The sequence below is a fragment of the Acidovorax sp. A1169 genome (assembly GCF_030704685.1).
GTDB lineage: Bacteria > Pseudomonadota > Gammaproteobacteria > Burkholderiales > Burkholderiaceae_C > Acidovorax.
Genome location: NZ_JAUZDX010000002.1, coordinates 309,785 through 333,961, shown reverse-complemented (window position 1 = coordinate 333,961; position 24,177 = coordinate 309,785). Strand labels below are relative to the sequence as shown.

Genomic DNA, 24,177 nt, shown 5'->3' with positions numbered 1-24,177 from the left:
CGCCCCACCAGCCAGCCGACATGACCAGCCAGCGCACCCTGAACCGATTGTTCGTCCTGCACTCGTGGGCGGGCATCGTCACGGGGCTCTTGATGTTCATCGTCTGCTTCTCGGGCGCGGTGGTGGTGTTCAAGAACGAGATCGATCTGTGGGCCAACCCCTCGCTGGCGGGGCTGCCGCGCACCGAGCCGCCCGCGCCGCTGGCCACCGTGCTGGCGCAGTTGCAGGCGCGCTACCCGGGCGCCACGGTGGAGACCATTGCGCTGCCCGACGCCACCAACCCCAGCTACTTCGCCCACCTGCGCGAACGCGGCGCCCCCGCCAGCCAGCGCACCAAGGTGGCCCTGCGCTCGGATACGGGCGCGGTTGTGGGCCCGGTGGACAGCCAGCTCGGCCAGTACCTGCGCATGCTGCATGTGTTTCTGTTCTTCGGGCCGCGCTGGATCGTGGGCTTTCTCGGCGCGGCCATGCTGGTGCTGATCGGCACCGGCATCGTCATCCACCGCAAGATATTGGCCGAGCTGTTCACCCAGCGCTGGGGCCGCAGCTTTCGGGTGGTGATGTCGGACCTGCACAAGTCCGCCGGCATCTGGGGGCTGGGCTTTCACATCCTGATCGCGGCCACGGGCGCCTGGCTGGGCCTGGCGCCGCTGTTCGAGCAAGGGGCCAAGTACGTGATGGCGAGCGGAGTGCCCGCCAGCAGGACCGCGCGCAAGCCACCGCCAGCCGCCGAGCCTGCGGCGATGCAGTCCCTCGACACCCTGTACCGCAGCGCGCAGCAGGCCGTGCCGGGGCTTCAGGCACGCTATGTGTCGCTGCGCCGCTGGGGCACCACGGCGGCGGAGGCCAGCTTCACCGGCGCCCTGGCCGGCCACTTGGCCAGCACGGCGCGTGTGGACATGAACGCCGCCACGGGTGCGCCGAAGAAGGCGCTGGACCCGCGCACGGCCGGCTTCTGGTCGCTGGTCAACGGGCTCATGGAGCCGCTGCACTTTGGCGACTTCGGTGGGCTGGCATTGAAGTGGCTGTACTTCATTTTGGGTATGACGCCAGCCTTCTTGTCGATATCGGGCACGCTGATCTGGCTGGACTCGCGCCAGCAGCGACGGCGTGAATCGCAACAGGCCAGCGTACCGCCGGGGCTGCAGGCATGACCAGGCACGCCGCCCCGGGAGCCACCCCTGCTGCACCCACCTCCTTCGTGGTGCGCGGCTTCCTCGCGCTGCACGCCACCGTGCCCGCCGCCGTGCTGGTGGCCGTGCTCGTGCACCTGTGGCCGCCCGCTGGCCTGCCGCCGCTGGCGCAGCGGCCGGTGTGGGCGGTGTGGACGCTGATCGGCACTTGGCTCATCACATCGCTGCTAGCCGCCTGTGCACTGCGCCACCTGGCGCTGTGGCGCGTTTCGCTGGGCAGCGCCGGCGGGCTGCTGGTGCTGGCTGGCGCAGCGGGCCTGGTGCTCGGTACGCCGCTGGAGTGGCCCATGCTGGCCAGCCTTGTAGCGCTGGGCGCTGTGTTGGCGGGCCTGGCCGCGTTCATCGCCCCGGCGCGGGTGCAGGCGAATCGCCGCCGTGACAGCAATGGCAGAGGCACCCACCACCACCACCGCCGCACCACGCGCTGGCGCTGGCCCTCGATGCCTTCCACGCAGACCCTCTCGTTCTGGCTGGCGGGCCTGCTGGCCATAGAGTCGTTTCGCATCGCGCACATCGTGGCGGTGGAGCCCGCGCGCTCGGCCGGCATGCTGGGCCTGCTGATCGCCTTCTTCCTGGTGCTGCCGGCCGCCACGCTGCAGGCCTGGTGGCCGCGCGCCGCCGCCGTGCTGGCAGCTCTGGCCGCAGGGGCACTGGCGGGGCTGGCTTGGCGCTCCGGCATGGTGCAATGGGCCACGGCGGTGTGGGCTAGCGCCGCAGCCCTGTGCCTGGCCATGGGGGTTGCGGTGCTGCACCGCCAATGGAAGCACCGCGCAGCCTCCATGCGCAGCGCAGCGCCTGTGCAGCGCGCGGAGCCTGCGGCATGACCGGCACCTTGGCCCTGACCTGCGCGGCCGCAGCCTGCCTGCTGGCCCTGGTGCACTGGGCTCAGGCCACGCCCACGCGGGCCTGGGGCGATGCCACCGCCGGCGCGCCAACGCAGCGCCGCGCCTGGGGCCTGGCGCTTGCCACGCTGGCGCTGCAGTGCGCGGCCGCAACCATGGCTGCCGGCCTGGCGGCCGGTGTGGCGATTGCGCTGGCATCGTGGATGGTGCTGGGCTGGGGCCTGGTGCTGGCCATGAACCAGTGGCCAGAGGGCAGCCTGCGCTGGGCGCGCCGCATTGGCGCGGTGGGCTGGGCCGGCTGCATACTGGGCCTGCTCATTCACGCACTGGCCTGGTGACAGGTCGCGCGGCACAATCGCCGCCATGGACCTGCTCGACGCCCCCTGGATTCAAACGCTGCGCTTTTTCATTGAGGTGGCGGCGACCATCGCCTTCGCGCTGTCGGGCATCATCGCTGCGGCGCGCAAGCGCATGGACGTGGTGGGCGTGTGCGTGGTGGCCTTTGTCGCGGCGTTCGGCGGCGGCACGCTGCGCGACCTGCTGCTGGACCAGCGGCCCTTCTTCTGGGTGCGCCACACCGGCTTCATCTGGGGGTTGATCGCACTGTGCGTGTGCGCCATGCTGTTCATGCGCCAGCGGCACTTTCAGCCTACCGAGCGCGCCATGCTGCTGCCCGACGCCATCGGCCTGGGCCTGTTCGCCGCCGTGGGGGTGGACATCGCCACCGCCATCGGCATGCCGCCCATCATCGCCGTGATGATGGGCGTGACCACCGGCGTCTTCGGCGGCGTGTTGCGCGACGTGCTGTGCAACGAGGTGCCCCAGGCCTTCAGCGACCACCGGCCGTATGCCCTGTGCGCCTTTGCCGGCGGCTGGGTCGACGTGGCCCTGCGCCAGCTGGATGCGCCGGGCTGGGCGCCGCTGCTGGCCTGCGTAGTGGCCACGGCCGGGCTGCGCGGGCTGGCGCTGTGGCGCAATTGGGAGCTGCCGGCGTGGCGGGTGTGAGCGCCAACGCGCGCGGCCTCACGACACCGCCATCACCCCCGCCACCACCAGCATGCACGCCCCAAACGCCAGCCCCTGCAGGCGGATGGCGCGCGGGCTTTGCGCGCGGCTGAAGAGCACCTGCCCGCCGTAGATCCACACAAAGTGGCAGGCCAGGCCCACCACGACGAAGACCACGGCCATCTGCAGCACCTGGGCCGCCAGCGGCAGGCCGGGCGAGAGGAACTGCGAGAACATCACCAAAATCATCGAGTGCACCTTGGGGTTGAGGCTCAGCGAGATGAAGCCGTCGACGAAACCCAGCGGCCTCAGGTCCTGCCGCTCGGTGGCGCCCGCACTGCGAAAGAAGCACCAGGCCAGGTACACGATGTAGGCCGTGCCGCCCCACTTGAGCACGCTGTACGCCAGCGGGTGGCGCGCAAACACCTCGCTCAGGCCAAAGCCATAGACCAGGCACCACACCAGGTTGCCGGTCTCGAAACCCATCCAGAACGGCACGGTGCGCCGCAGGCCGAACTGCCCGCCCGATGCGGCCAGCACCGTGTTGCCCGGGCCGGGGCTGACGATCATGGGCACGGCAAAGGCAAGGATCAATAGCCAGGTGGACAGGGCGATCATGGGCGGTGCTTCCAATACGAGAACGATGGGACAAAGCGCCGATTACAGCGGCCGCACCCGCAGTTGCCAAACGATGTAATCTCATGCTCTCGATGAGAAATTTTGATTGATCCATGGCCCGCCGCCTGCCCCCGCTGAACGCCCTGCGCGCCTTCGAGGCCGCCGCGCGCCACCACAGCTTCACGCGTGCGGCGGACGAGCTGCACGTGACGCAGGCAGCCATCAGCCACCAGGTGCGGCAGTTGGAAGAGTGGCTGGGGCTCAAGCTGTTCGAGCGCCAGGGCCACACGCTCACCCGCACCGCGGCCGGCAAGGCCTATGCCCCCGAGTTGAGCCGTTTGCTCGACGCCCTGGCCAGCGCCACCGAGCGCGTGGCCGGCAACGACCACAGCATGGTGGGGCCGCTGCGCATCACCGCCCTGCCCTCGTTCGTGGCCCGTTGGCTGGTGCCTCGCCTCGCAGGCTTTCGGGCGCTGCACCCGGGCATCGACCTGCACATCACCAGCGAGGTGGCGGTGCACGACTTTGCGCGCGATGGCTTCGACCTGGCCATCCGCCTGGGCCTGGGGCGCTGGCCCGGACTGCAGGCCGATCTGGTCTCGCGTGAGCGCCTGTCGCCTGTGTGCAGCCCGGCCCTGCCGGCGCAGGCACCGCTGGCCACCGTGGCCGACCTGCAGGCGCACACGCTGCTGCACGACCAGCCGGGCGACCTGTGGCCGCGCTGGCTGGCCCTGGCCGGCGCCACCCGCAGCGAGGCCGAGGCCATCGTGCGCGCGGGCCCGGGGTTCAGCGATTCGGCCCTGGTGCTGCAGGCCGCCGCCGAGGGCCATGGCGTGGCGCTGGGCCGCATGTTCCTGGCCTCGGCCGACATCACGGCAGGGCGTTTGATCAAACCCTTTGCCTTGGACCTGCCCAATGACTACAGCTACTGGCTGGCCTACCCCCCGGCGGCGGCCGGGCAGCCGCGTCTGGCGGCGTTTCGCGACTGGGTCTTGGCAGAAACATCGGACTGGCGCATCACCTGAACGGGTGGGCCCGGCACGCGCCCTGTTGTAACAGGTAGAAACTGAGCACCGGCCTCAGTGATAATGATTTTCCGATTGCCTCCTCCCTCCATCCTCCGTCCCTGGACCGACCGAAGACCCCCATGCTGTGTGCTGTTGTCCTGTGTATCGCAGCCCTGGCAGGCGGGCAGCAGCGGCCCGTCTCCTCGGACGGCTGGTTCACGCTGAGCGGTGACCGCGCGGAGGCCGGCAAGAATCTGATCGAGATCCTGCCCGAGCCCATCGGGGTGGACCAGCGCGTGGTGCTTGACCTGCGCGTATCGCGCGACCAGCAGCGCACCTCGTTCCGGGGCCAGAAATACCGCTCGTACTACGCCAAGGTCGTGGTCGACTGCCCCTCGCGCAAGGCCTGGTACCTCTGGCTCTCGTACTACGCACAGCCCGAGTGGGCCGGCCCCGTCGTCGGGCGCGAGGAGTACAAGGAAGGCGAGGCGCCGGTGCTGTTCAAGGACATGTCGAGCGAGTGGTCGCGGCGCATGATTTCGGCGGCGTGCAAGGTGCGCAATCTGTAGCCGTGTCGGCGGGCACGCTCCCGCCATGCCCATCCTTGCCAGCCTGCCCCCCGAGCTCGACAACCTTGACTCCGTTTTTCGCACCGCGACTTGGCCGCGAGCGAACGATCAACTGAAGGCATCAGTACACGTGCTACCCATGCAGGTTGACGCCCAACGACGACAAAGCCGCCGCGAGTTCCGGCTGCCACAGCGCGGATTCCGAGATGTAGTGATTGCCTCCCTTGACGATGACGTCCTCTGCGAATCCCCCGCGCTTGCGTGTTTCGATCACAAAGTCAGCCACTCCGGGTTGAACATCAAATTCACCTTGTATTGCCAGAAAGCGAAGACCATCCTGCGCAGCACCAACCGGCACCCTGCACTGCCCTGCAATTGCCACATGCAGCGAACACAGGGGGCCCGTCTTCGCAACCGACTCCAGAATGCCGGTGCCGCCCAGGCTGTACCCCATGACGACGAGAGGACCGCTGCCCGCATGGGCATCCTCCAGACACTGCAATACGCGCTCGCAACCCCACTCTTCGCCGAGTGGCAGTTGGGGGCAGATCACTGCACATGGGGCCTGTATCCGGCCGGCGACCAGTGCTGCAGGTAGCCCGTATTTGGCCACCAGAGAAATATCCGTGCCCCTTTCGCCGACTCCGTGAAGCCACACCATAGTCGCGTCGGACGAGGTCGCGCGAACGGGCTCGAACTTGAGGGCAGGCAGGCTGAATTTTTCTAGAAGAATGGGCGCTTGACTCATGCTGGGTAAGGTTGCTCCTGGCCGATTGCCAAAGTCTAGCCGGTCGCGCGCATGCCCCGTCCGCCCGCAGATCGGCTGGGTAACGCAGCGGAAGAACCTATCCCCCGCTGCCTTGCCCGTGTCCTCCCTGAGCGTCGGCGGAGATCCTCAGCCCCCTCCGCTCCCACCATCCCCGCAAAGTCGAACGGGCTTGCCCAAAGCGACTGCAACACGCATACCCGCAAGCCCCACTGCGCACGCCTCGATCCTGCACATCGGCGGGGTCAGCGTGCCCCTTCCCTCATCGCCCGCACCATGAACTCGATAAAGCGCGCCAGCTTGGGCAACTGCCGCCGGTCTGGCGCATAGACAAGATGCACCGGGCGCGCTGCGGGCACGCAGCGGGTGAGCACCGGTACCAGCCGCCCCTCGCGGATCTCCTCGGCCAGCAGCACTTCGGGCTGCATGATGAGGCCCAGGCCGCGCAGCGCGGCCTGGCGCAAGCCGTCGCCCTGGTTGCAGGTGAAGCGCGCCAGCTCGGGCCACTGGAAGGCATTGCCGTCGTCGTGCAGCGTCCACTCCACGCGCCGCTGCCAGACCGAATGGCTCAGGCACTGGTGCTGCGCGAGGTCGGCCACGCGCTCGGGGCGGCCATGGCGCGCAAGGTAGCCGGGCGTGGCGGCGATCACCATGCGGTAGGGTTTGAGCGGCCGGGCCACCAGGCCCTCATCGGCAATGGTGCCGATGCGCACGGCCGCATCGAAGCCCTCGCCCGCCATGTCCACCACGCTGTCGGTCAGCTGCAGCTCCACGCGCACCTGCGGGTGGGCGAGCAGAAAGTCGGCCACCAGCGGCGCGATCACCTGGTTGCCCAGCGTGAAGGGCGCGCTCACGCGCAGCAGGCCCTGGGGCAAGGCGCGGCTGCGCTCCACCGCCGACTCGGCCCAGCGCACCTGCTCGAGCACGCGCCGGCAGTCCTCGTAGAAGGCGGCGCCCACCTCGGTCAGGCTGTTCTGGCGCGTGCTGCGCTGGAACAGGCGCGCACCCAGGTGCTCCTCCAGCTGGCGGATGTGCTTGCCCACCATCACGGCCGAAATGCCCTGCTGGCGCGCAGCTCCTGCAAAGCTGCCGGCCTCGACCACGGCCACCATGACCTCCATGTTGCGCAGCTTGTCCATGGTGATTGCGAACTCCAGGTTAGTTCAAGAATAACTTCACTGTACTTTATGCGCTGATTGATTCACAAAACAATCCAGGCTTCTTCAACGCATTCGGGCACAACCCGGAAAAAAGGAACAAGCCATGTCCACCAGCAAGATTCTTCTCATCGGCGCCAGCGGCACCATCGGCCAGGCCGTTCTGGCCAATCTGGCGGCACGCCACAAGGTCATCACCGTGGGCCGCACGAGCGGCACGCACCGTGCCGATTTTTCGCAACCAGGGTCGGTGGCTGCCTTGTTCAAGGCGGTCGGCAAGGTGGATGCCATCGTCAGCACCGCCGGCAACCTGCACTTCGGCCCGCTGGCCGAGATGACGCCCGAGCAGTTCAACCTGGGCCTGCAGGACAAGCTGCTGGGCCAGGTGCAGCTGGCGCTGCTGGGCCAGCACTTCCTGAACGACGGCGGCTCGATCACGCTGACCAGCGGCATAGTGGGCATCGAGCCCATCCGCAACGGGGCCAACGCCACAGCGGTGAATGCAGCCATCGATGGCTTCGTGGCGGCCGCCGCCATAGAGCTGCCGCGCGGGATTCGCATCAACGCCGTGAGCCCCACCATCCTGACCGAATCGGTGGGCAGCTACGGCCCCTTTTTCCCGGGCTTCGAGACCGTGCCCGCCGCCCGTGCGGCCCTGGCCTACCAGCGCAGCGTGGAAGGCGGGCAGACCGGGCGGGTGTACCGGGTGCACTGAGCACGCGATGTGTGCAACGCCCCGCTGGCCGGCGCCTGCCAGCGGGGGGTGCTCTCTCAGTCCAGGCTCGCGCCCGACTCCTGCACGACCTTGCCCCACTTCACGCTTTCCGTCTTGATGAAGGCGGCGAACTGCTCGGGCGTTTCGCTGGTCGTCTCTGCCCCCTGCTCGTTGATCTTCTTCTTCACCTCGGCCTGGTTGAGCACCTTGACCAGGGCGGTGTTGAGCTTGGCCAGCACCGGCGCGGGCGTGCCGGTGGGGGCGAACATGCCGAACCACGAAGTGGCCTCGTAGCCGGGCACGCCGGCTTCGGCGATGGTGGGCACGTTGGGCAGCTCGGGCGAGCGCTTGGCGGTGGTCACGGCGATGGGCACGAGCTTGCCCGAGCGCACGTGCTGGATGGCCGAGGGCATGTTGTCGAACATGATGCCGATCTGGTTGCCCAGCAGGTCGGTGACAGCCGGTGCGCTGCCCTTGTAGGGCACGTGCACCATGTCGACCTTGGCCAGTGACTTGAACAGCTCGCCCGACAGGTGGATGGAGCTGCCGTTACCCGAAGAGCCGAAGTTCACCTTGCCGGGGTTGGCCTTGGCGTAGGCAATCAGCTCCTTCACGCTCTTGTAGGGCTGGGCCGGGTTGGCCACCAGCAGGTTGGGCACGTTTGCCACGCGCGTGAGGGGCGCAAAGTCCTTGACCGGGTCGAAGGGCATCTTCTTGTACAGGCTGGCGTTGATGGCATGCGTGCCCACCGTGCCCATGAACAGGGTGTAGCCGTCGGCCGGGGCCTTGGCAGCCAGCGCGCCGCCGATGTTGCCGCCCGCGCCCGCGCGGTTGTCCACAACGACGGGCTGGCCCAGCTCGCTGGTCAGGGCCTGGCCGATGATGCGCGCCAGGATGTCGGTGGTGCCGCCCGCCGCGAAGGGCACGACGATGGTCACGGGCTTGCTGGGGTAGGCGGCTTGAGCCAGGGCGCCGGCAGGGATCGCAGCGCCGACAGCGGCGGTGGCCAGTGCAGCCAGCAGGGTGCGGCGGGTGGAGGGAAAGCGGATGGGGTTCATGTCATCTCCTGAACACGGTTAGAAATGGGGAGCGAGAAAGGCGAGGCCGCCGTGCAGTGCGTGGCCTCGCAGGAAAAGAGGGGGCGTCAGACGCCGGCCACGCCGACGGTCATGCCGCCGCAGACATAGAGGACTTGCCCGGTAACGAAGCCGCTGCGCGCGTCTAGCAAATAGGACACGGCATGCGCCACGTCGTCGGGCGTGCCCACGCGCTTGACGGGCACGGATTCGATGATGGCGCGCGTACGCGGTGCGTCGGGTGGGTTGGCGCGGTCGAACAGCTCGGTGCGGATGGGGCCGGGGCCGATGGCATTGGCCGTGACGCCGTGGCGCCCCAGCTCCAGCGCCCACACGCGCGTCATGCCGATCAGGCCGGCCTTGGTAGCAGAGTAAGCAGTGCGCAGTTCCTTGCCCAGCGCGGCGCGCGAGGACATGTTGACGATGCGCCCGAACCCTGTCTCTTTCATGCCGGGCAGCAGGGCCTGCATGCACTGCAGGCTGCAGCGCAGGTTCAGCGCCACGGCCAGGTCGAACTCGTCCAGCGTCTGGTGCTCGGCATCGGCCGGCACCACCACGCCCACGTTGTTCACCAGCCGCGTGATGGGGCCGCCGGCCAGCGCCTGCTGCAGCGCGCGCGCCGTGTCGGCCGTGTTCGACAGGTCGGCCTTGATGCCGCCGGGCACGTGCTCGACCACGCGGTCGATGACCACGGGCTCGTAGCCGTCGGCCCGGCAGCGCTCGGCCGTGGCCGCGCCGATACCGGCACCACCGCCGGTGATGAGGACGCGCTCGCGCTGGGTGCTGGGGTGGGTCATGGGGATGCTTCCTTCACAGATTCAAGGGGTGGCCAGGATTGCGCCCAGCCAGCGGGCGCCACACGCGCCATTGGGCGCAGTGGCGGGGGGCGGCGTGTTCCGGTGCTCAGGCCACGAAGGCGGCCAGCGCGGCGTCGAATTCGGCCGGTGCTTCCAGGTTGGACAGATGCGATGCCGGCAACTGCACCAGTTGTGCGCCGGGTATCGCGGCCTGCATGGCCTGGGCGTCGGCCACGGTGGTCACCGGGTCGGCCGCGCCGGCAATCAGCAGGGTGGGCACGGCGATGCGCGCGATGCTGCTGCGCAGGTCAGCCTGGGCCAGGGCCTCACAGCAGGCGGCATAGCCTTCGGGGGCGATGCCGGCGATCCAGCCCTGGGCGCGGGCCACCACCTGCGGTTGCGTGCCCACGAAGGCCTCGGTGAACCAGCGGCCCGGGGACGATGCGGCCAGCTCGGCCATGGCAGCAGCACCCTTCTCGCGCACCAGGGCGGCGCGGGTGCGCCAGCCCTCTTCGGTGCCGATCTTTGCGGCGCTGTTGGCCACCACCAGGTGGTTGAGGCGGTGGCCGGCGTGCACGCCCAGCCACAGGCCGGTGAAGCCGCCCATGGAGATGCCGCAGAAGCTGGCGCGCTCGACCTGCAGGGCGTCGAGCAGGGCCAGCACATCGCCGCCCAGTTGCTCGAAGCTGTAGGGGCCGGGCGGCACCACGCTGCCGCCGTGGCCGCGGGTGTCGGAGCGCACCACGCGGTGGCTGGTGGCAAGGCGCGCGGCCTGGGCGTCCCACATCTCCAGGGTGGTGCCCAGGGAGTTGGAGAGCACCAGCACGGGCGCGCCCTCGGGGCCGTCGATGGCGACGCGAAACGCCCCGGCGGGGGTCTGCAACAAGGAGGTGGGCGTGGGCACGGTCTGGGCTCCCGGGGTCAGACGCGTTCGAGGATGATGGCGATGCCCTGGCCCACGCCGATGCACATGGTGCATAGCGCGTACTGGCCCGCATGCTCGTGCAGGCGGTTGACGGCAGTGGTGACCAGGCGCGCACCGCTGGCACCCAGCGGGTGGCCCAGGGCAATGGCGCCGCCCCAGGCGTTCACGCGGGCATCGTCGTCCTTCAAACCCAGGGCGCGCAGCACGGCCAGGCCCTGTGCGGCAAAGGCTTCGTTGAGCTCGATCACGTCCATGTGGTCGATGGTCAGGCCGGTCTGGGCCAGCACCTTCAAGGTGGCGGGCGTGGGGCCAAAGCCCATGATGCGCGGCGCCACGCCGGCCGTGGCCATGCCCACCACGCGGGCGCGGGGCTTGAGGCCGTACTTGCCTGCGCTGGCCGCGTCGGCCAGCAGCAGCGCGCAGGCGCCGTCGTTCACACCGCTGGCGTTGCCGGCCGTCACGGTGCCGTCAGGGCGCACCACGCCCTTGAGCTTGGCCAGCGCTTCCAGGCTGGTTTCGCGCGGGTGTTCGTCGGTGTCGACCACGATGGCATCGCCCTTTTTCTGGGGGATGGTCACGGGCGTGATCTCGCGCGCCAGGTGGCCGGCCTTTTGCGCGGCCACGGCGTTGAGCTGGCTGGCCAGGGCCATGCGGTCCTGCGCCTCGCGCTCGATGCCGAACTCGGTGGCCACGTTCTCGGCCGTCTCGGGCATCGAATCCACGCCGTATTTTTCCTTCATCAGCTTGTTGATGAAGCGCCAGCCGATGGTGGTGTCGTACACCGCGTTGTTGCGGCTGAAGGCTGTCTCTGCCTTGGGCATCACGAAGGGGGCGCGGCTCATGCTCTCCACGCCGCCGGCAATCATCAGGCCCGCCTCGCCGGCCTTGATGGCGCGCGCGGCCGAGCCCACGGCGTCCAGCCCTGAACCGCACAGGCGGTTGATGGTGGCGCCGGGCACCTCGATGGGCAGGCCCGCCAGCAGGCTGGACATGTGCGCCACGTTGCGGTTGTCTTCGCCGGCCTGGTTGGCGCAGCCGTACAGCACGTCGGTCACCGCCGCCCAGTCCACGCCGGGGTTGCGCGCCATCAGCGCCTTGAGGGGGATGGCACCCAGGTCATCGGTGCGCACGCTGGACAGCGCGCCGCCGTAGCGGCCGAAGGGGGTGCGAATCGCGTCGCAGATGAAGGCTTGCTGGCTCATGGTCTTGTCTCCTGAGGGTGGTTGTAAAGCGGTGATGAAAATGGGTCAGGCTGCGAGCAGCGGCAGTCCGATCAGGCGTTCGAGCTCCGCAAGCGTGAGCCCGTCCACCGTGTCGATGACCTGCAGGCCCGCTGGCGTGCAGGCCAGTGTGCACAGATCGGTGTAGATGCGCTTGACGCAGGCGACACCGGTGAGCGGGTAGCTGCACTGCGCCACCACCTTGCTGGCGCCCTGCTTGGTCAGCAGGTCCATCATCACCCAGGTCTGCTTGGCGCCGATGGCCAGGTCCATGGCGCCACCCACGGCGGGTATGGCGCCGGGCTCGCCCGTGCTCCAGTTGGCCAGGTCGCCAGTGGCCGAGACCTGGAAGGCGCCCAGCACGCAGATATCGAGGTGGCCGCCGCGCATCATGGCAAAGCTGTCGGCATGGTGAAAATACGCGCCACCGGGCAGCAAGGTCACAGGCTGCTTGCCGGCGTTGATGAGGTCATAGTCCTCGCTGCCTGCAGCCGGCGCCGGGCCCATGCCCAGAATGCCGTTCTCGCTTTGCAGGATGACCTCGCGGCCCGCAGGGATGTGGTTGGCGACCAGGGTCGGCTGGCCGATGCCCAGGTTCACGTAGGCGCCGTCGTGGATGTCCTGCGCCACGCGGCGGGCCAGGTCGTCCTTGCTTCGTTTTTGGTAGCTGGTGGTGGTGGTCGTCATGGTGTGCGCTCGGTCCGCTGGGTTCAGGCTGTCTTCTTGATACCGCCGGCTTGCGTGGCAACCCGGTCGATGCGCACCACGTGCGTGACGTGGATGCCGGGCGTGACGATGGCCTCCGGGTCCAGCGCGCCCAGTTCGACGACCTCATGCACCGTGGCGATGGTGGTCTTAGCGGCCGTGGCCATCACCGGGCCGAAGTTGCGTGCCGACATGCGATAGGTGAGGTTGCCCCAGCGGTCGCCCTTTTCGGCCTTGATCAGCGCCACGTCGCCCTGGATGGGGTACTCAAGCACGTAGTGCTTGCCGTTGATCTCGCGCGTCTCCTTGCCCGCAGCCAGCTCGGTGCCATGGGCCGTGGGGCAGAAGAAGGCGCCGATGCCGGCCCCGGCGGCGCGCAAGCGCTCGGCCAGGTTGCCCTGGGGCACCAGCTCCAGTTCGAGCTTGCCGCTGCGGTACAGCTCGTCAAAAACGTAGCTGTCCACCTGGCGCGGAAAGCTGCAGATGATCTTGCGCACCTGGCCGGCCTTGAGCAGCGCCGCCAGGCCGTGATCGGCATTGCCGGCGTTGTTGTTGACCACCGTGAGGTCGCGCGCGCCCTGGGCGATAAGCCCGTCGATCAGCTCACCGGGAATGCCGGCCGTGCCAAAGCCACCGATCAGCACCGTGGCGCCGTCCTTCACGCCGGCCAGCGCCTGTGCCACCGACTCTGCAATCTTGTTGATCATGGATCTGATTTCCTGAGAATGGAGGGAAGCTGCGGCGGGATTGTCTCGCACCTGCAACTTCTTCTTGATTTTGTTCGCCTAAAGAACAAATGTTCGCTAAAAGAATTATAGTCACACCGCCCATGAACACCCAAACTGCGCCCGCCAAAGACCCCAAGCCCAGCGACAGCTACGTGCAATCCTTTGCGCGCGGGCTGGAGGTGATTCGCTCGTTCAGCGCCAGCGCGCCGCAGCAGACACTGAGCGAGGTGGCCGCGCAAACGGGCCTCACACGCGCCGGGGCGCGACGCATCCTGCTCACGCTGCAGACGCTGGGCTATGTGGAGACTGATGGCAGGCAGTTCCGCCTCACGCCGCGCATCCTCGATCTGGGGTTTGCCTACCTGTCGTCGCTGCCCATCTGGAACCTGGCCGAGCCGGTGATGGAAGACCTGGTGGAAGAGGTGCGCGAGTCGTCCTCGGCCGCCGTGCTCGACGGCCTGGATATCGTCTACGTGCTGCGCGTGCCCACGCATAAGATCATGCGCACCAACCTGGGCGTGGGCTCGCGCCTGCCCGCGTGCTGGACATCGATGGGCCGCATGCTGCTGGCCGCCCTGCCCGACGAGGAGCTGCAAGCAAGGCTCGAAGCCCACCCCCTGCAGCGCTGGACCGAGCACACCGCCACCGACGTGCCCACCCTGCTCACCCGCATCCGCCAGGCACGCCAACAGGGCTGGTGCCTGGTGAACCAGGAGCTGGAGGAGGGCCTGATCTCGATTGCCGCGCCGCTCACCAACCGCACCGGCCAGACAGTGGCTGCGCTCAACATCAGCGGCCAGGCCAACCGCACGAGTGCCGAGGTGATGCAGGAGGCGATGCTGCCGGCGTTGCTCAAGGCGGCCCGCACCATCTCGCGCATGATGGGGGCGCCTCGGACCTGACATTCAGGGGGCTGACAGAAACGCAGCCCCACCGGAGAGGTAAAAGACAAAAGGGCAAGCCATGAGCAGCAGTGCTCCTGGCTCGCCCTTAGCTTGGGGAGTTATCGCGTTCAGCGGCCGCCACGCCGAAACCCCAGCACCAGCACCACCGCGCCCAGCGCCATGGCGCCCACGCTCAGCCACTGGGGCACGTTGACGGACTCTTTCTCCTGCACCTTCAGTTCCAGCGGGCCGAGCTTGGCCTGGGTGGTTTCCTTGGTGAAGCTGAAGCCGCCGGTGAAGAAGCCGGCGAGGCCGACGACGAGCAGCAGGGCCCCGATGATGCGCATTGCATTGTTGTTCATGGCAGTTTCCTTGGGTGGTGGTGAATTGTCTTGGGATGTATCGTGCTGTGACAAGCTGTGTCTCCCGCGGCTCCAATGTAGGTGCGGGCCCCGGGCCACTGCGTAGGACAGAGTCGCCCCGCCCTGTGCAGCAAATTCGCCAGCCAGGACACCGATAGCGCGCCGGGCGCCCTGGGCCGCATACCCCCGCGCCCCACCCCGGCACGTCGTGCGTGCTACGCTGCGGCCCCAATATGTTCAACCCGTCCCAAGCCGACGTGCGCCGCTTTCTCTGCGGCGTGCACGCCAAGTCCCAGAGCGGCGCCCCCATGGAGGCCATCGAGACGCTGGCCAGCCTGTGGATCGCCGAGCACCCCGAGTACCACGCCGATTTCTCCGATGCCGAGGCCGCGGTGGACCGCAACTACGACGAGACGCCGGACCGCACCAACCCGTTCCTGCACCTGTCGATGCACCTGTCGATCAGCGAGCAGTGCAGCATCGACCAGCCGCGCGGCATCCGCCAGGCGGTGGAGTTGCTGGCCAAGCGCCTCGATTCACTGCACGACGCGCACCACGCCACCATGGAGTGCCTGGGCCAGATGCTGTGGGAAAGCCAGCGCTCGGGCCGCCCGCCCGATGGCGATGCCTATATCGCCGCCGTGCAACGCAGAGCAACCCGAGACTGAGACTGAATCGCCCATCAAAAAAGCCCGCAGCTGCGGGCTTCTTGCTTTGAGGGCTGGCCCGGCAAAGGGCCTGCACATCAACGGAAGGGCGATTGGCGCACCGTGTGCAGGTCGCCTTCCAGGCTGCCCAGGTAACCGGCCAGTGCCTTCAGTTCGTTGTTGGTGAACTGCTTGGCCACGCCGGCCATGATGGCGTTGTTGCGGCCCAGGTTGGGGTTTTTCTCGGCCTTGTACGACTTGAGCGCCACGAACAGGTAGTCGGCGTGCTGGCCGGCGATGTGCGGGTACGAGGGGTCGATGGGCTTGGCGAAGTTGTCGCCGTGGCAGGACACGCAGGCGCCCTTCTTGAGCAGCTCGGCCACCTGCACGCTGGGTTCGCGCTTGGGCTTGGCGGGCAGCTCGGCAGCGCCGGCGGTCTTGCCGTGCTGCGCGTAGTAGGCCGACACGTCGGCGATGTCCTGGTCGGTCAGCGAGTCGGCAATGCCGCGCATGGTGGGGTGCTTGCGGTCGCCCTTGCGGTAGGCGTCGAGCGCCGAGGAGATGTAGGCACCGCTCTGGCCCGAGATCATGGGCACCTTGTGGATTTCAGGAAAGCTGGCCTGGTAGCCCACAATGCCATGGCAGCCGATGCACATGGCGATCTTCTTTTCCCCCGCTTTCACATCGCCCTTGACTTCCTGAGCGTGGGAGAAGGCGGTCACGGAAGCGACAGCCAGGGCAAATATCGTGGTCAACGTCTTGTTCATTTTGCGCGCACAATCTCGTGGAAGTTCAGCCTGAGGGCTCTGCTTAACCGGGCAATTATAGCCAGCGCCTGTCAAGCCCATTCATCAACGATCCGGTGTTTTCCCTGCCATGAAATTCCAAGGTTCCCAGAACTACGTTGCGACCCAAGACCTGATGCTGGCCGTGAACGCCGCCATCACCCTGCAACGCCCGCTGCTCATCAAGGGCGAGCCGGGCACCGGCAAGACCATGCTGGCCGAGGAAGTGGCCCAGGCGCTGGGCATGCCGCTGCTGCAATGGCACATCAAGTCCACCACCAAGGCGCAGCAGGGCCTGTACGAGTACGACGCGGTGAGCCGCCTGCGCGACAGCCAGCTCAACGATGGCGACAGCAGCCAGCGCGTGAAGGACATCCGCAACTACATCATCCAGGGCGTGCTGTGGCAGGCCTTCACGGCCGACCGACCCGTGGCGCTCTTGATCGACGAGATCGACAAGGCCGACATTGAGTTCCCGAACGACCTGCTGCGCGAAATCGACCGCATGGAGTTCTACTGCTACGAGACGCGCGAGCTCATCAAGGCCAAGCATCGCCCGCTGGTGTTCATCACCTCCAACAACGAGAAAGAGCTGCCCGACGCCTTTTTGCGCCGCTGCTTCTTTCACTTCATCAAGTTCCCTGAAGCCGACACCATGCGCCAGATCGTGGCGGTGCACTTCCCCACGCTCAAGGCCGACCTGCTCAGCGTGGCGATGAAGACCTTCTACGACGTGCGCAACCTGCCGGGCCTGAAAAAGAAGCCCTCCACCAGCGAGCTGCTCGACTGGCTCAAGCTGCTGGTGGCCGAAGACATTCCGCTCTCTGCCCTGCAAAGCGCCGACAACAAGGTGGCCGTGCCCCCGCTGGTGGGCGCGCTGCTCAAGAACGAGCAGGACGTGAGCCTGTTCGAAAAGCTGGTGTTCATGAACCAGAGGAACCGCTGAGGAATCGTTGACCGCCGCGCTCCGCCGCCATGAGGCGGCGCGGCGGCGGGCCGTACCGCTGATCTCCACACGAACCACTCACCCACCCATGACCCAAGCAAACACCCCCTCGCTGATCGACGGCGTAGCCGACGCCATCGGCTTTCTCGGCGGCGCGCTGGCCGGCTTCTGGCTGGGCCAGTGGATGGGCCTGGACATCTTTGCGCCCGGCTACGGCGCCACCACGCTGGGCGGCATTGCCCTGGTGAGCGTGGGCGGCGGCCTGGGCCTGCACGCCGCACGGCGCTGGCAACTGCAGCGCCGGCAAAAGCAGGCAGCAACTGCAGCAGCACAACTCCCCAAGGAATGAACCGCATGCAGCCGTCGTCGACGTTCGTGCAACCCGTCACCCTGCGCGACCAGGGCCTGCGCCTGGAGCCCCTGGCCCTGCACCATGAAGCCGGCCTGCAAGCCGCTGCGGCCGACGGCCAGCTGTGGACCCTGCGCGTGACCTCGGTGCCCGAGCCGCAGGACACGCGCGCCTACATCGAGACTGCCCTGGCCACGCGCGACCGCTTTGCGTTTGCCGTGGTCGACGAGGCCAGCGGCACCGTGCTGGGCAGCACCAGCTACCACGACATACTGCCCGCCGTGAAGCGCGTGGAGATCGGCTACACCTGGTACCGCCAGAGTGTGCAGCGCAGCCACGTCAACACCACCTGCAAGCTCCTGATGCTGGGCCACGCCTTCGACACGCTGGGCTGCAACGTGGTGGGCTGGCGCACCGACAACTACAACTTCGCATCGCAGCGCGCCATCGAGCGCCTGGGCGCGCACAAGGACGGCGTGATCCGCGGCCACGCGCTGCGCCGCGACGGCACCATCCGCGACACGGTGATGTACAGCATGCGCGCCGGCGAGTGGCCCGAGGCCCGCGCCCAGTTGCTGTACCTGCGCGCCCGGCGCGATGCAACCGCCTGAATCTGCCTGACCGAGGAGGCACCCCACCATGCTCATCGACTTTTTCTACACCCTGCGCGCGGCCAAGCTGCCCGTGTCGGTCAAGGAATACCTCACCCTGCTGGAGGCGCTGGAGGCCGGCGTGGTGGGCCCCCGCTCCGACGACTCGTGGAGCCTGGACGATTTCTACAACCTCTCGCGCCTGACCCTGGTCAAGGACGAAAAGCACTACGACAAGTTCGACCGGGCCTTCGGCGCCTACTTCAAGGGCGTGGAGATGCTGGCCGACTTCACCAAGGAAGTGCCGGCCGACTGGCTGCGCAAGATCCTGGAGAACGAGCTGACCCCCGAGCAAAAGGCCGCCATCGAAAAGATGGGCTGGGACGAGCTGATGGAGACGCTGAAAAAGCGCCTCGAAGAGCAGAAAGAGCGCCACGAGGGCGGCAGCAAGTGGATCGGCACCGGCGGCACCAGCCCCTTTGGCCACGGCGGCTACAACCCGCAGGGCGTGCGCATAGGCGGCGCCGGCAAGAACAAGAGCGCCGTGAAGGTGTGGGAGCAGCGCGCCTACAAGGACTACGACGACCAGCAGGAGCTGGGCACGCGCAACATCAAGGTGGCGCTGCGCCGCCTGCGCAAGTTTGCGCGCGAGGGCAACGACCTGGAGCTGGACCTGCCCGACACCATTCGCAGCACCGCGGCCAACGCCGGCTACCTGGACATCAAAATGGTGCCAGAGCGCCACAACAACGTGAAGGTGCTGCTGCTGATGGACGTGGGCGGCACCATGGACGAGCACATCCAGCGCGTGGAAGAACTCTTCAGCGCCGTGAAGACCGAGTTCAAGCACCTGGAGTTTTATTACTTCCACAACTGCGTGTACGACTTCATGTGGAAGAACAACCGCCGCCGCTTTGCCGAGAAATTCCCCACCTGGGACATCATCCGCAAGTACAACAAGGACTACAAACTCATCTTCGTGGGCGACGCGACCATGAGCCCCTATGAGATTTTGCAGCCCGGCGGCAGCGTGGAATACAACAACGAAGAACCCGGCGCCGAGTGGATCCAGCGCCTGACCCACGCCTTCCCCAAGTTCGCCTGGATCAACCCCGAGCCCCAGGGCGTGTGGCAGTACCGCCAGAGCATCAGCATCGTGCAGCAGCTGATCGGGAATCGGATGTTTCCGTTGTCGTTGAAGGGGTTGGAAGAGACGATGCGGTTGTTGTCGAAGTAAGGGGGCGTGGGCGGCACGGCGCCCGCGGCTGACGCGATCGGCTGACCCGTTGCTACTGGCGCTCCTTGCGCCAACTCTGCTCCTCCCCCGCCTGCCAGGCGCAGGCGATGACAGGCCCCGGCCGCCCTGCCCCTATCTAATCTGCAGGTGCCTTGCCAGGTGGTCCACCAGCCGATCCACCTTGGGCAGCAGCTGCTTGCTGAGCGGCCACACGATGTGCAGCGGCAACCCGTCCGCATCCAGCTGCGGCAGTATCGGCACCAGGCGCCCGGCAGCCAGGTGACCATCCGCTAGCCAGGTGGCCAGCGGCGCAATGCCCAGGCCGGCCACCACGGCGTCGAGCTGCGATTCGCCATCGCCTACCACCAGGCGGCTCTCCACCATGCGGCGCTCTGCGGGTGCGTCTGCACCGCCTGTGCGCCACGGGCTCACGCTGCCGTCTGCCCGGCCATAGGCCACTGCGTCGTGGCCGGCCAGGTCGTCCAGCGACTCGGGCACGCCGCGCAGGCCCAGGTACGCCGGCGATGCGCAGAACACCAGCCGCTCGGTGCCCAGAAACCGGTGGCCCAGGTTGGCGGGCCAAGTGTCTGCGCCGCCGATGCGCACGGCCACGTCGATGCCGTCGTCCACCACGTCGACGAAACGGTCGGTGAACGACACATAGGGCTGCACCGCCGCATGCTGGCTGACGAACTGCAGCAGCAGCGGCATCACTTTGAGCCGGCCAAAGGTGGCGGGCAGGTCCACCCGCAACCGGCCCGACGGCTCCGCCGCGTCGGCCGCCAGCACACGCTCGGCCGACTCCAGTTCTTCAAGCACCCGCACGCAGATGCGGTGGAAGGCCGCCCCCGCGTCCGTCAGCCGCAGGCGCCGGGTGGTGCGCTCGAACAGGCGCGTGCCCAGCCGCGCCTCCAGCCGCGCAATGGATTTGCCCACGGCCGAGCTCGTCAGGCTCAGCCGCTCTGCCGCCGCCGTAAAGCTGCCCGCCGCCGCCGCGGCCACGAACACATCGATGCCCTTGAGCCGCTCTACCGATTGCATTGGTCACCCTCCCTTCAACCCCATGATTCAGGAAATTCATTCTATAACCGCCGGAAAAATTATCGCCAATAAGATTCAATTTCTTCAATAGACTGACCGGATTAGTTTCCATCAATGTCTCCATGTCTTCTCTTTCACCCCCCGCAGCCGTTAGCGCCAGCCCCGCCGCCACCGGCACCGGCACCGCCTCCACCATCATCCTGGCCATCGCGGCCTTTGTCATCGTCACCACCGAGTTCCTCATGGTGGGCTTGCTGCCCGCGCTGGCTGCGGATCTGAACGTTTCGGTGTCTGCCGCAGGCCAGCTGGTCACGCTGTTTGCCATGGTGGTGATGCTGTTCGGCCCCGTGCTCACCGCCTGGCTCGCGCATTGGGAGCGCAAGCGCCTCTTCCTGGGCGTGCTGCTGCTGTTTGCCGCATCCAACGCCGTTGCCGCGCTGGCCCCCAACCTGTGGACGCTGGCCATCGCCCGCATCGTGCCCGCCCTGGCCCTGCCCGTGTTCTGGGGCACCGCCAGCGAAACCGCAGCGCAACTGGCCGGGCCCGCGCGCGCCGGCCGCGCCGTATCCACCGTGTACCTGGGCATATCGGGCGCCATGCTGTTCGGCATACCCCTGGGCACCGTGGCCGGGGCCACCCTGGGTTGGCGCGGCGCCTTCTGGGCGCTGGCAGCGCTGTGCCTGCTGGTGGCCGTGCTGCTGCAGGTGTTGATGCCCACCATGGCGCCAGGCAAGCGCGTGCGGCTGGGCGAGAAGGCGCTGATTTTGAAAGACCCGTTCTTCATTGGCAACGTGTTGCTGTCCGTCGCCGTGTTCACCGCCATGTTCACCGGCTACACCTACCTGGCGGAGGTGTTGGAGAAAATCGCCCACGTACCCCCCGCCCAGGTCGGCTGGTGGCTGATGGGCTTTGGTGCAGTGGGCCTGGCCGGCAACTGGCTCGGCGGCCTGTGGGTCGACCGCAAGCCCCTGGCCACCACGGCCGGCTTCAGTGCCCTGCTGGCCATAGGCATGGCCGCCACGGTTGCGCTGGCCACGTCGCGCCCCGCGCTGGTCCTGGCACTGGCCGTATGGGGCGTGGCCAACACCGCGCTCTACCCCGTTTGCCAGATCCGCGTGATGAAGTCCGCCCCCAAGGCCCAGGCCCTGGCGGGGACGATCAACGTGTCGGCGGCCAATGGGGGCATTGCGCTGGGGGCTATCTTGGGCGGGGCGAGCATTCCGCTATGGGGGGTTGGGAGTGTGGGGGTGGTGGGGGCGGTGGTGGCGCTGTTCGCGGCAGTGGGTGCGGGGTTGGTGGGGCGGCTGGGGCGATCGGCAATGCGGTAGCGCGCGTGCCAGTTGGCGTTTGGCCCAGGGCTATCTGAGGTGATAACTTTGTCGAAGTAAAGGGGCGGCGCGACTCCCCGTCGGCTGGGTGTCGTTCTTTGTCGAGGACAGCCATCCACGGCTTTCCGCACGCCTTTACCTGCTTTGCTACCTTCCGGTGCCCTTGGTGGATGCGGCCAACGCAGGCATCGAGGGGAATCCGGAGTCATGCATCGTCTGGCTGGAGCAGTCCGACGCCTCAATGCGTCGCCGCTTGGAAACGCTGACGGGCCTCGCGCCATGACACCCTGCCTTTTTGACCCCCAAAGATGTTCAAAGGTTGAGCGATTTTGAAAACTATGACGAGGCCATTCAAGCGGGACTGCGAGCGGGAGAAATCATCTCGGTCAAAGAGCCCGACTGGCACACCCATCCAGCGAACGAGATGGGCCAGGCTGCTTGCTTTCAGCGTCTGGATGATTCGTCTATCTGGATCGTGCTGCTTCCAGAGAGAGCTTCTGGTGGGTATTGGAAGAAGTTGACTGGCCAACGCCGCCACAATGAAGGAGCTTTCGTTTGCCCGTATTGCTGATCGTCGAGCGTGAGATCGATGGCGCCACCGCAGCATCAACACATCCGGTGTCGACGGAGGAAGTGGTCAATGCAATTTGGCTGCAAGGTGCAGAGAAAATCGGCGCGCAATGGATCCCTCTGTTTTCATCGGGCGTCCCTCTCGACATGACATACCCGCTGTCTGCGATGATTGCGAACCCTCCAGAACTGGGTCTCGACCGCATCGCCAAATCCGGTTCACGAATACGTGCTCACCCGAATAGAAATGACCATTGAAGCACTTCAGGCCACGATCTCTCTTGTGCCCCGGCCCACCACCATCTGGATTGGTTGACACCATGGGCAGAACGTGCGGATCGTCGCTGCACCGCGATGCGCTTCTCGGCAGTGAGGTGGCTGCTTGCTACTACTGCTTTGGGACGTTCGCGCCTGGCGCCATTAGGGAATGGTGCGATGGCGACAACCAGGACCAGACGGCCATCTGCCCCCAGTGCGGCGTCGATGCCGTGGTGGGCTTCAACGGGCAGCCGGACAAGGCGTGGCTGCAAGCCACCCATGCCAGGGCCTTCGGTTCGGCGTGAAGCTTCGCTTAAGGCCCATCTCAGCCACGGAAGACACTCGCCGTTGAATCGCCATAGACCATTTCTTGAAAGTGAGATGCGAGCCGGCGCGGTGCGTGGTCAGACATCCATGGATGAATGGTGGCTTCCCACAGCCAGAATCCACCCGCTCAATCCATAGGAGCTGGATAACTCGATGCACCTTAGCTGCATGGAAGAAAGCGTTTGAAGCGATTCTTCTCGTTCGACTTCCACTGGGCGCTTCGGATGAGGGACCGGGCGCCAGAATTTGGGCCAGCCCCATTTGTATTCGGTCTCGAAGCGATCAGTCCATTCCGTCAAAAACTCCCGCAGCGGCCGCTCTTCGAACGAGTACACGATGTTACCGCCCAGGTCGTGCTCCAGGAAGTAGCACTCGACCCCGGAAAACCCAAGCTTCGCCCGCTTTGGTTCGGCGCTTGGGTCATAGGGCCACTCCAGTTCAAAGACCAGCTCGCGGCGTTTGCCATCGACAGCGTAGCCAGTGATATGAAAGTCGTGCCAGGAGTGCATGTTTTTTGACGCCAGACGTTCTGTAGAGAGTGCTACCCATGCCAGTCGGCTGGAGAACCTTGCGAGGCCCTTGTATACCCGCGTCCGGGCTGTAGCCGTCATCGTAGCAGTGGCCAGGGTGGGCTCCACGCAGATCTTTTGGGGTGAGGCCCTGCCCACTGCGCTGCGCCACGCCGCTCAGGTCCTGCGCCCTGCCTACACGCACGTGAAGTTGAAGGAAACCCCCAGGTTCAACTCCCGAAGAAGGTGCAGGGAATCACTCTCCACCGTGAGGTACGGATACGGGCTTTCAGAGAAGCACCCAAGAACCAGCTCGGCACTGGATGACAGCGCGATGAGCTGTCGAAAATAGTCCTGGTGCGGAGCGATGGTCTGCCAGAGCCATTGCAGGTGTGCGTCTAGCGGGGCCACGCCACCCAATGGCGAGTCCAGGCGCCACAGATCCTCTTGCCATCGCTTTCCGGCGAACCATGGCTCGCCCTTGCGGACAACACGGGTGGGCTCGATGCCCGTCCGAAGCTGCATGGCGTCGTGTTGCTCGCCGATACCGGCGATGCGCAGCGATGCATCGAAGCGGTAGAGGCGGGGTGTGCCGCGGTAAGTGGGGTCGGCAAGAATTTTGTCCCGGCGCCGCACGCCGCGTTCCACGCGCCGCCGGACCGTGGTGGAGATACGGGCCATCTGATTCCTTCTGACTTGGGTGTGATGCGCGAGCCCCCGGGGGCAGTGCCGCCAGGGTATCAGCAACCGCACTGCCCACCGGCACCTCACCCCGCCTCAAACCGCTCCCTTCACAGCCCCCTTGAGCGTGCGCACGAAGGTCTCCATGCTGGGCGAGTCGGGCACGCCCTGGTGGCGGTAGAGGCCCACGGGGGCAGGGGTCAGTCCAGGTCGCAGGCGACGCTCGCGATCTGGGCGCGGGCCGACAGGTCGTGCGCATGCGCAGGGAAGGACGCGCGTGCCCGGCTGGGCCGCGATGCATGCGCCCGGCCCGGCCGCGCGCGCCGCGAAGCTCACCGCG

31 protein-coding genes are annotated in these 24,177 nt (G+C 67.0%); 17 read left to right on the top strand and 14 right to left on the bottom strand.

All coding sequences use genetic code 11. From position 1 onward, the window contains the following. The first annotated feature begins 20 nt into the window (after positions 1–20). Genes QYL93_RS04780 through QYL93_RS04765 form a run of 4 tightly spaced genes read left to right on the top strand, consistent with a single transcriptional unit; the run spans position 21 to position 3,040 of the window. The gene (locus tag QYL93_RS04780) at positions 21–1,154 is read left to right on the top strand and encodes a PepSY domain-containing protein (protein WP_305742582.1); all 1,134 of its coding nucleotides are present in this window, start codon (positions 21–23) and stop codon (positions 1,152–1,154) included. Beyond that, positions 1,151–2,017 (top strand): hypothetical protein, encoded by an 867-nt coding sequence (locus QYL93_RS04775; protein ID WP_305742581.1) that lies wholly within the window; start codon positions 1,151–1,153, stop codon positions 2,015–2,017. The genes QYL93_RS04780 and QYL93_RS04775 overlap by 4 nt, the downstream gene beginning before the upstream one ends. Then, a complete protein-coding gene (locus QYL93_RS04770) occupies positions 2,014–2,373 on the top strand; it encodes a hypothetical protein (RefSeq protein WP_305742580.1) in 360 nt (119 codons plus the stop codon). The genes QYL93_RS04775 and QYL93_RS04770 overlap by 4 nt, the downstream gene beginning before the upstream one ends. Before the next feature lie 25 nt (positions 2,374–2,398). Further along, positions 2,399–3,040 (top strand): trimeric intracellular cation channel family protein, encoded by a 642-nt coding sequence (locus QYL93_RS04765; RefSeq protein ID WP_305742579.1) that lies wholly within the window; start codon positions 2,399–2,401, stop codon positions 3,038–3,040. An 18-nt stretch (positions 3,041–3,058) separates the two neighbouring features. On the opposite strand, the gene QYL93_RS04760 is transcribed toward QYL93_RS04765, so the two are convergent. After that, on the bottom strand, positions 3,059–3,658 hold the full coding sequence (locus tag QYL93_RS04760) for a LysE family translocator (RefSeq protein WP_305742578.1): 600 nt from the start codon (positions 3,656–3,658) through the stop codon (positions 3,059–3,061). A gap of 113 nt (positions 3,659–3,771) precedes the next feature. Between QYL93_RS04760 and gcvA the strand changes: the two genes are divergently transcribed. Together gcvA and QYL93_RS04750 are read left to right on the top strand one after the other, a co-directional pair. After that, a complete protein-coding gene (gene gcvA / locus QYL93_RS04755) occupies positions 3,772–4,683 on the top strand; it encodes a transcriptional regulator GcvA (protein WP_305742577.1) in 912 nt (303 codons plus the stop codon). Between the two features lie 122 nt (positions 4,684–4,805). Beyond that, positions 4,806–5,234 carry a surface-adhesin E family protein gene (locus QYL93_RS04750; protein ID WP_305742576.1) on the top strand — a complete coding sequence of 143 codons (429 nt, stop codon included), beginning with the start codon at positions 4,806–4,808 and terminating at the stop codon, positions 5,232–5,234. Between the two features lie 133 nt (positions 5,235–5,367). On the opposite strand, the gene QYL93_RS04745 is transcribed toward QYL93_RS04750, so the two are convergent. Together QYL93_RS04745 and QYL93_RS04740 are read right to left on the bottom strand one after the other, a co-directional pair. After that, the gene (locus QYL93_RS04745) at positions 5,368–5,982 is read right to left on the bottom strand and encodes a hypothetical protein (protein WP_305742575.1); all 615 of its coding nucleotides are present in this window, start codon (positions 5,980–5,982) and stop codon (positions 5,368–5,370) included. Between the two features lie 263 nt (positions 5,983–6,245). Continuing rightward, positions 6,246–7,139 (bottom strand): LysR family transcriptional regulator, encoded by an 894-nt coding sequence (locus QYL93_RS04740; protein WP_305742574.1) that lies wholly within the window; start codon positions 7,137–7,139, stop codon positions 6,246–6,248. A gap of 124 nt (positions 7,140–7,263) precedes the next feature. Between QYL93_RS04740 and QYL93_RS04735 the strand changes: the two genes are divergently transcribed. Beyond that, entirely contained in the window at positions 7,264–7,872 is a 609-nt protein-coding gene (locus QYL93_RS04735; protein ID WP_305742573.1) for a short chain dehydrogenase, read from the top strand. Positions 7,873–7,928: 56 nt separating this feature from the next. Here the strand turns inward: QYL93_RS04735 and QYL93_RS04730 are convergent, their stop codons facing one another. The 6 genes from QYL93_RS04730 to QYL93_RS04705 form a co-directional block, all read right to left on the bottom strand. Beyond that, positions 7,929–8,930, bottom strand: coding sequence for a tripartite tricarboxylate transporter substrate binding protein (locus QYL93_RS04730; RefSeq protein ID WP_305742572.1), 1,002 nt, complete (start codon positions 8,928–8,930; stop codon positions 7,929–7,931). 86 nt (positions 8,931–9,016) lie between these two features. Next, on the bottom strand, positions 9,017–9,745 hold the full coding sequence (locus tag QYL93_RS04725) for an SDR family NAD(P)-dependent oxidoreductase (protein WP_305742571.1): 729 nt from the start codon (positions 9,743–9,745) through the stop codon (positions 9,017–9,019). A 106-nt stretch (positions 9,746–9,851) separates the two neighbouring features. Then, complete coding sequence (pcaD, locus tag QYL93_RS04720; RefSeq protein WP_305742570.1) at positions 9,852–10,649, bottom strand: 3-oxoadipate enol-lactonase; 798 nt, start codon at positions 10,647–10,649, stop codon at positions 9,852–9,854. A 17-nt stretch (positions 10,650–10,666) separates the two neighbouring features. Continuing rightward, the gene (gene pcaF / locus QYL93_RS04715; protein WP_305742569.1) at positions 10,667–11,872 is read right to left on the bottom strand and encodes a 3-oxoadipyl-CoA thiolase; all 1,206 of its coding nucleotides are present in this window, start codon (positions 11,870–11,872) and stop codon (positions 10,667–10,669) included. 45 nt (positions 11,873–11,917) lie between these two features. Continuing rightward, positions 11,918–12,577 (bottom strand): 3-oxoacid CoA-transferase subunit B, encoded by a 660-nt coding sequence (locus tag QYL93_RS04710; RefSeq protein WP_305742568.1) that lies wholly within the window; start codon positions 12,575–12,577, stop codon positions 11,918–11,920. A 23-nt stretch (positions 12,578–12,600) separates the two neighbouring features. Further along, the gene (locus QYL93_RS04705) at positions 12,601–13,302 is read right to left on the bottom strand and encodes a 3-oxoacid CoA-transferase subunit A (protein WP_305742567.1); all 702 of its coding nucleotides are present in this window, start codon (positions 13,300–13,302) and stop codon (positions 12,601–12,603) included. Positions 13,303–13,424: 122 nt separating this feature from the next. Here QYL93_RS04705 and QYL93_RS04700 point away from each other — a divergent pair, with 122 nt between their 5' ends. Continuing rightward, complete coding sequence (locus QYL93_RS04700; protein WP_305742566.1) at positions 13,425–14,225, top strand: IclR family transcriptional regulator; 801 nt, start codon at positions 13,425–13,427, stop codon at positions 14,223–14,225. 110 nt (positions 14,226–14,335) lie between these two features. Here QYL93_RS04700 and QYL93_RS04695 read toward each other — a convergent pair whose 3' ends face one another. Then, a complete protein-coding gene (locus tag QYL93_RS04695) occupies positions 14,336–14,569 on the bottom strand; it encodes a hypothetical protein (RefSeq protein ID WP_305742565.1) in 234 nt (77 codons plus the stop codon). Positions 14,570–14,802: 233 nt separating this feature from the next. Between QYL93_RS04695 and QYL93_RS04690 the strand changes: the two genes are divergently transcribed. Beyond that, complete coding sequence (locus tag QYL93_RS04690) at positions 14,803–15,237, top strand: DUF1841 family protein (RefSeq protein WP_305742564.1); 435 nt, start codon at positions 14,803–14,805, stop codon at positions 15,235–15,237. A 77-nt stretch (positions 15,238–15,314) separates the two neighbouring features. Here the strand turns inward: QYL93_RS04690 and QYL93_RS04685 are convergent, their stop codons facing one another. Further along, positions 15,315–15,983, bottom strand: a complete 669-nt coding sequence (locus QYL93_RS04685; RefSeq protein WP_305742563.1) for a cytochrome c — start codon at positions 15,981–15,983, stop codon at positions 15,315–15,317. A 109-nt stretch (positions 15,984–16,092) separates the two neighbouring features. On the opposite strand from QYL93_RS04685, the gene QYL93_RS04680 reads away from it, so the two are divergent. From QYL93_RS04680 to QYL93_RS04665, 4 genes are all read left to right on the top strand, one after another. Continuing rightward, on the top strand, positions 16,093–16,947 hold the full coding sequence (locus tag QYL93_RS04680) for a MoxR family ATPase (RefSeq protein ID WP_057201805.1): 855 nt from the start codon (positions 16,093–16,095) through the stop codon (positions 16,945–16,947). Between the two features lie 88 nt (positions 16,948–17,035). Beyond that, a complete protein-coding gene (locus tag QYL93_RS04675; protein WP_305742562.1) occupies positions 17,036–17,296 on the top strand; it encodes a hypothetical protein in 261 nt (86 codons plus the stop codon). A 5-nt stretch (positions 17,297–17,301) separates the two neighbouring features. After that, the gene (locus tag QYL93_RS04670; protein ID WP_305742561.1) at positions 17,302–17,907 is read left to right on the top strand and encodes a GNAT family N-acetyltransferase; all 606 of its coding nucleotides are present in this window, start codon (positions 17,302–17,304) and stop codon (positions 17,905–17,907) included. Positions 17,908–17,935: 28 nt separating this feature from the next. Further along, positions 17,936–19,123: a VWA domain-containing protein gene (locus tag QYL93_RS04665; RefSeq protein WP_305742560.1), complete on the top strand. Its 1,188-nt coding sequence runs from the start codon at positions 17,936–17,938 to the stop codon at positions 19,121–19,123. 132 nt (positions 19,124–19,255) lie between these two features. Here the strand turns inward: QYL93_RS04665 and QYL93_RS04660 are convergent, their stop codons facing one another. Next, positions 19,256–20,164, bottom strand: coding sequence for a LysR family transcriptional regulator (locus tag QYL93_RS04660; protein WP_305742559.1), 909 nt, complete (start codon positions 20,162–20,164; stop codon positions 19,256–19,258). A 122-nt stretch (positions 20,165–20,286) separates the two neighbouring features. Here QYL93_RS04660 and QYL93_RS04655 point away from each other — a divergent pair, with 122 nt between their 5' ends. The 4 genes from QYL93_RS04655 (at position 20,287) to QYL93_RS04640 (ending at position 22,625) form a co-directional block, all read left to right on the top strand. Beyond that, positions 20,287–21,492 carry an MFS transporter gene (locus QYL93_RS04655; RefSeq protein ID WP_305742558.1) on the top strand — a complete coding sequence of 402 codons (1,206 nt, stop codon included), beginning with the start codon at positions 20,287–20,289 and terminating at the stop codon, positions 21,490–21,492. 295 nt (positions 21,493–21,787) lie between these two features. Beyond that, positions 21,788–22,063, top strand: a complete 276-nt coding sequence (locus QYL93_RS04650; protein WP_305742557.1) for a hypothetical protein — start codon at positions 21,788–21,790, stop codon at positions 22,061–22,063. After that, positions 22,048–22,320 carry a hypothetical protein gene (locus QYL93_RS04645; RefSeq protein ID WP_305742556.1) on the top strand — a complete coding sequence of 91 codons (273 nt, stop codon included), beginning with the start codon at positions 22,048–22,050 and terminating at the stop codon, positions 22,318–22,320. The genes QYL93_RS04650 and QYL93_RS04645 overlap by 16 nt, the downstream gene beginning before the upstream one ends. A gap of 62 nt (positions 22,321–22,382) precedes the next feature. Then, positions 22,383–22,625 carry a hypothetical protein gene (locus QYL93_RS04640; RefSeq protein ID WP_305742555.1) on the top strand — a complete coding sequence of 81 codons (243 nt, stop codon included), beginning with the start codon at positions 22,383–22,385 and terminating at the stop codon, positions 22,623–22,625. A gap of 99 nt (positions 22,626–22,724) precedes the next feature. Here QYL93_RS04640 and QYL93_RS04635 read toward each other — a convergent pair whose 3' ends face one another. Together QYL93_RS04635 and QYL93_RS04630 are read right to left on the bottom strand one after the other, a co-directional pair. Continuing rightward, positions 22,725–23,156, bottom strand: a complete 432-nt coding sequence (locus QYL93_RS04635; RefSeq protein WP_305742554.1) for a hypothetical protein — start codon at positions 23,154–23,156, stop codon at positions 22,725–22,727. 195 nt (positions 23,157–23,351) lie between these two features. Then, positions 23,352–23,837, bottom strand: coding sequence for a DUF4279 domain-containing protein (locus QYL93_RS04630; RefSeq protein WP_305742553.1), 486 nt, complete (start codon positions 23,835–23,837; stop codon positions 23,352–23,354). Positions 23,838–24,177 lie beyond the last annotated feature (340 nt).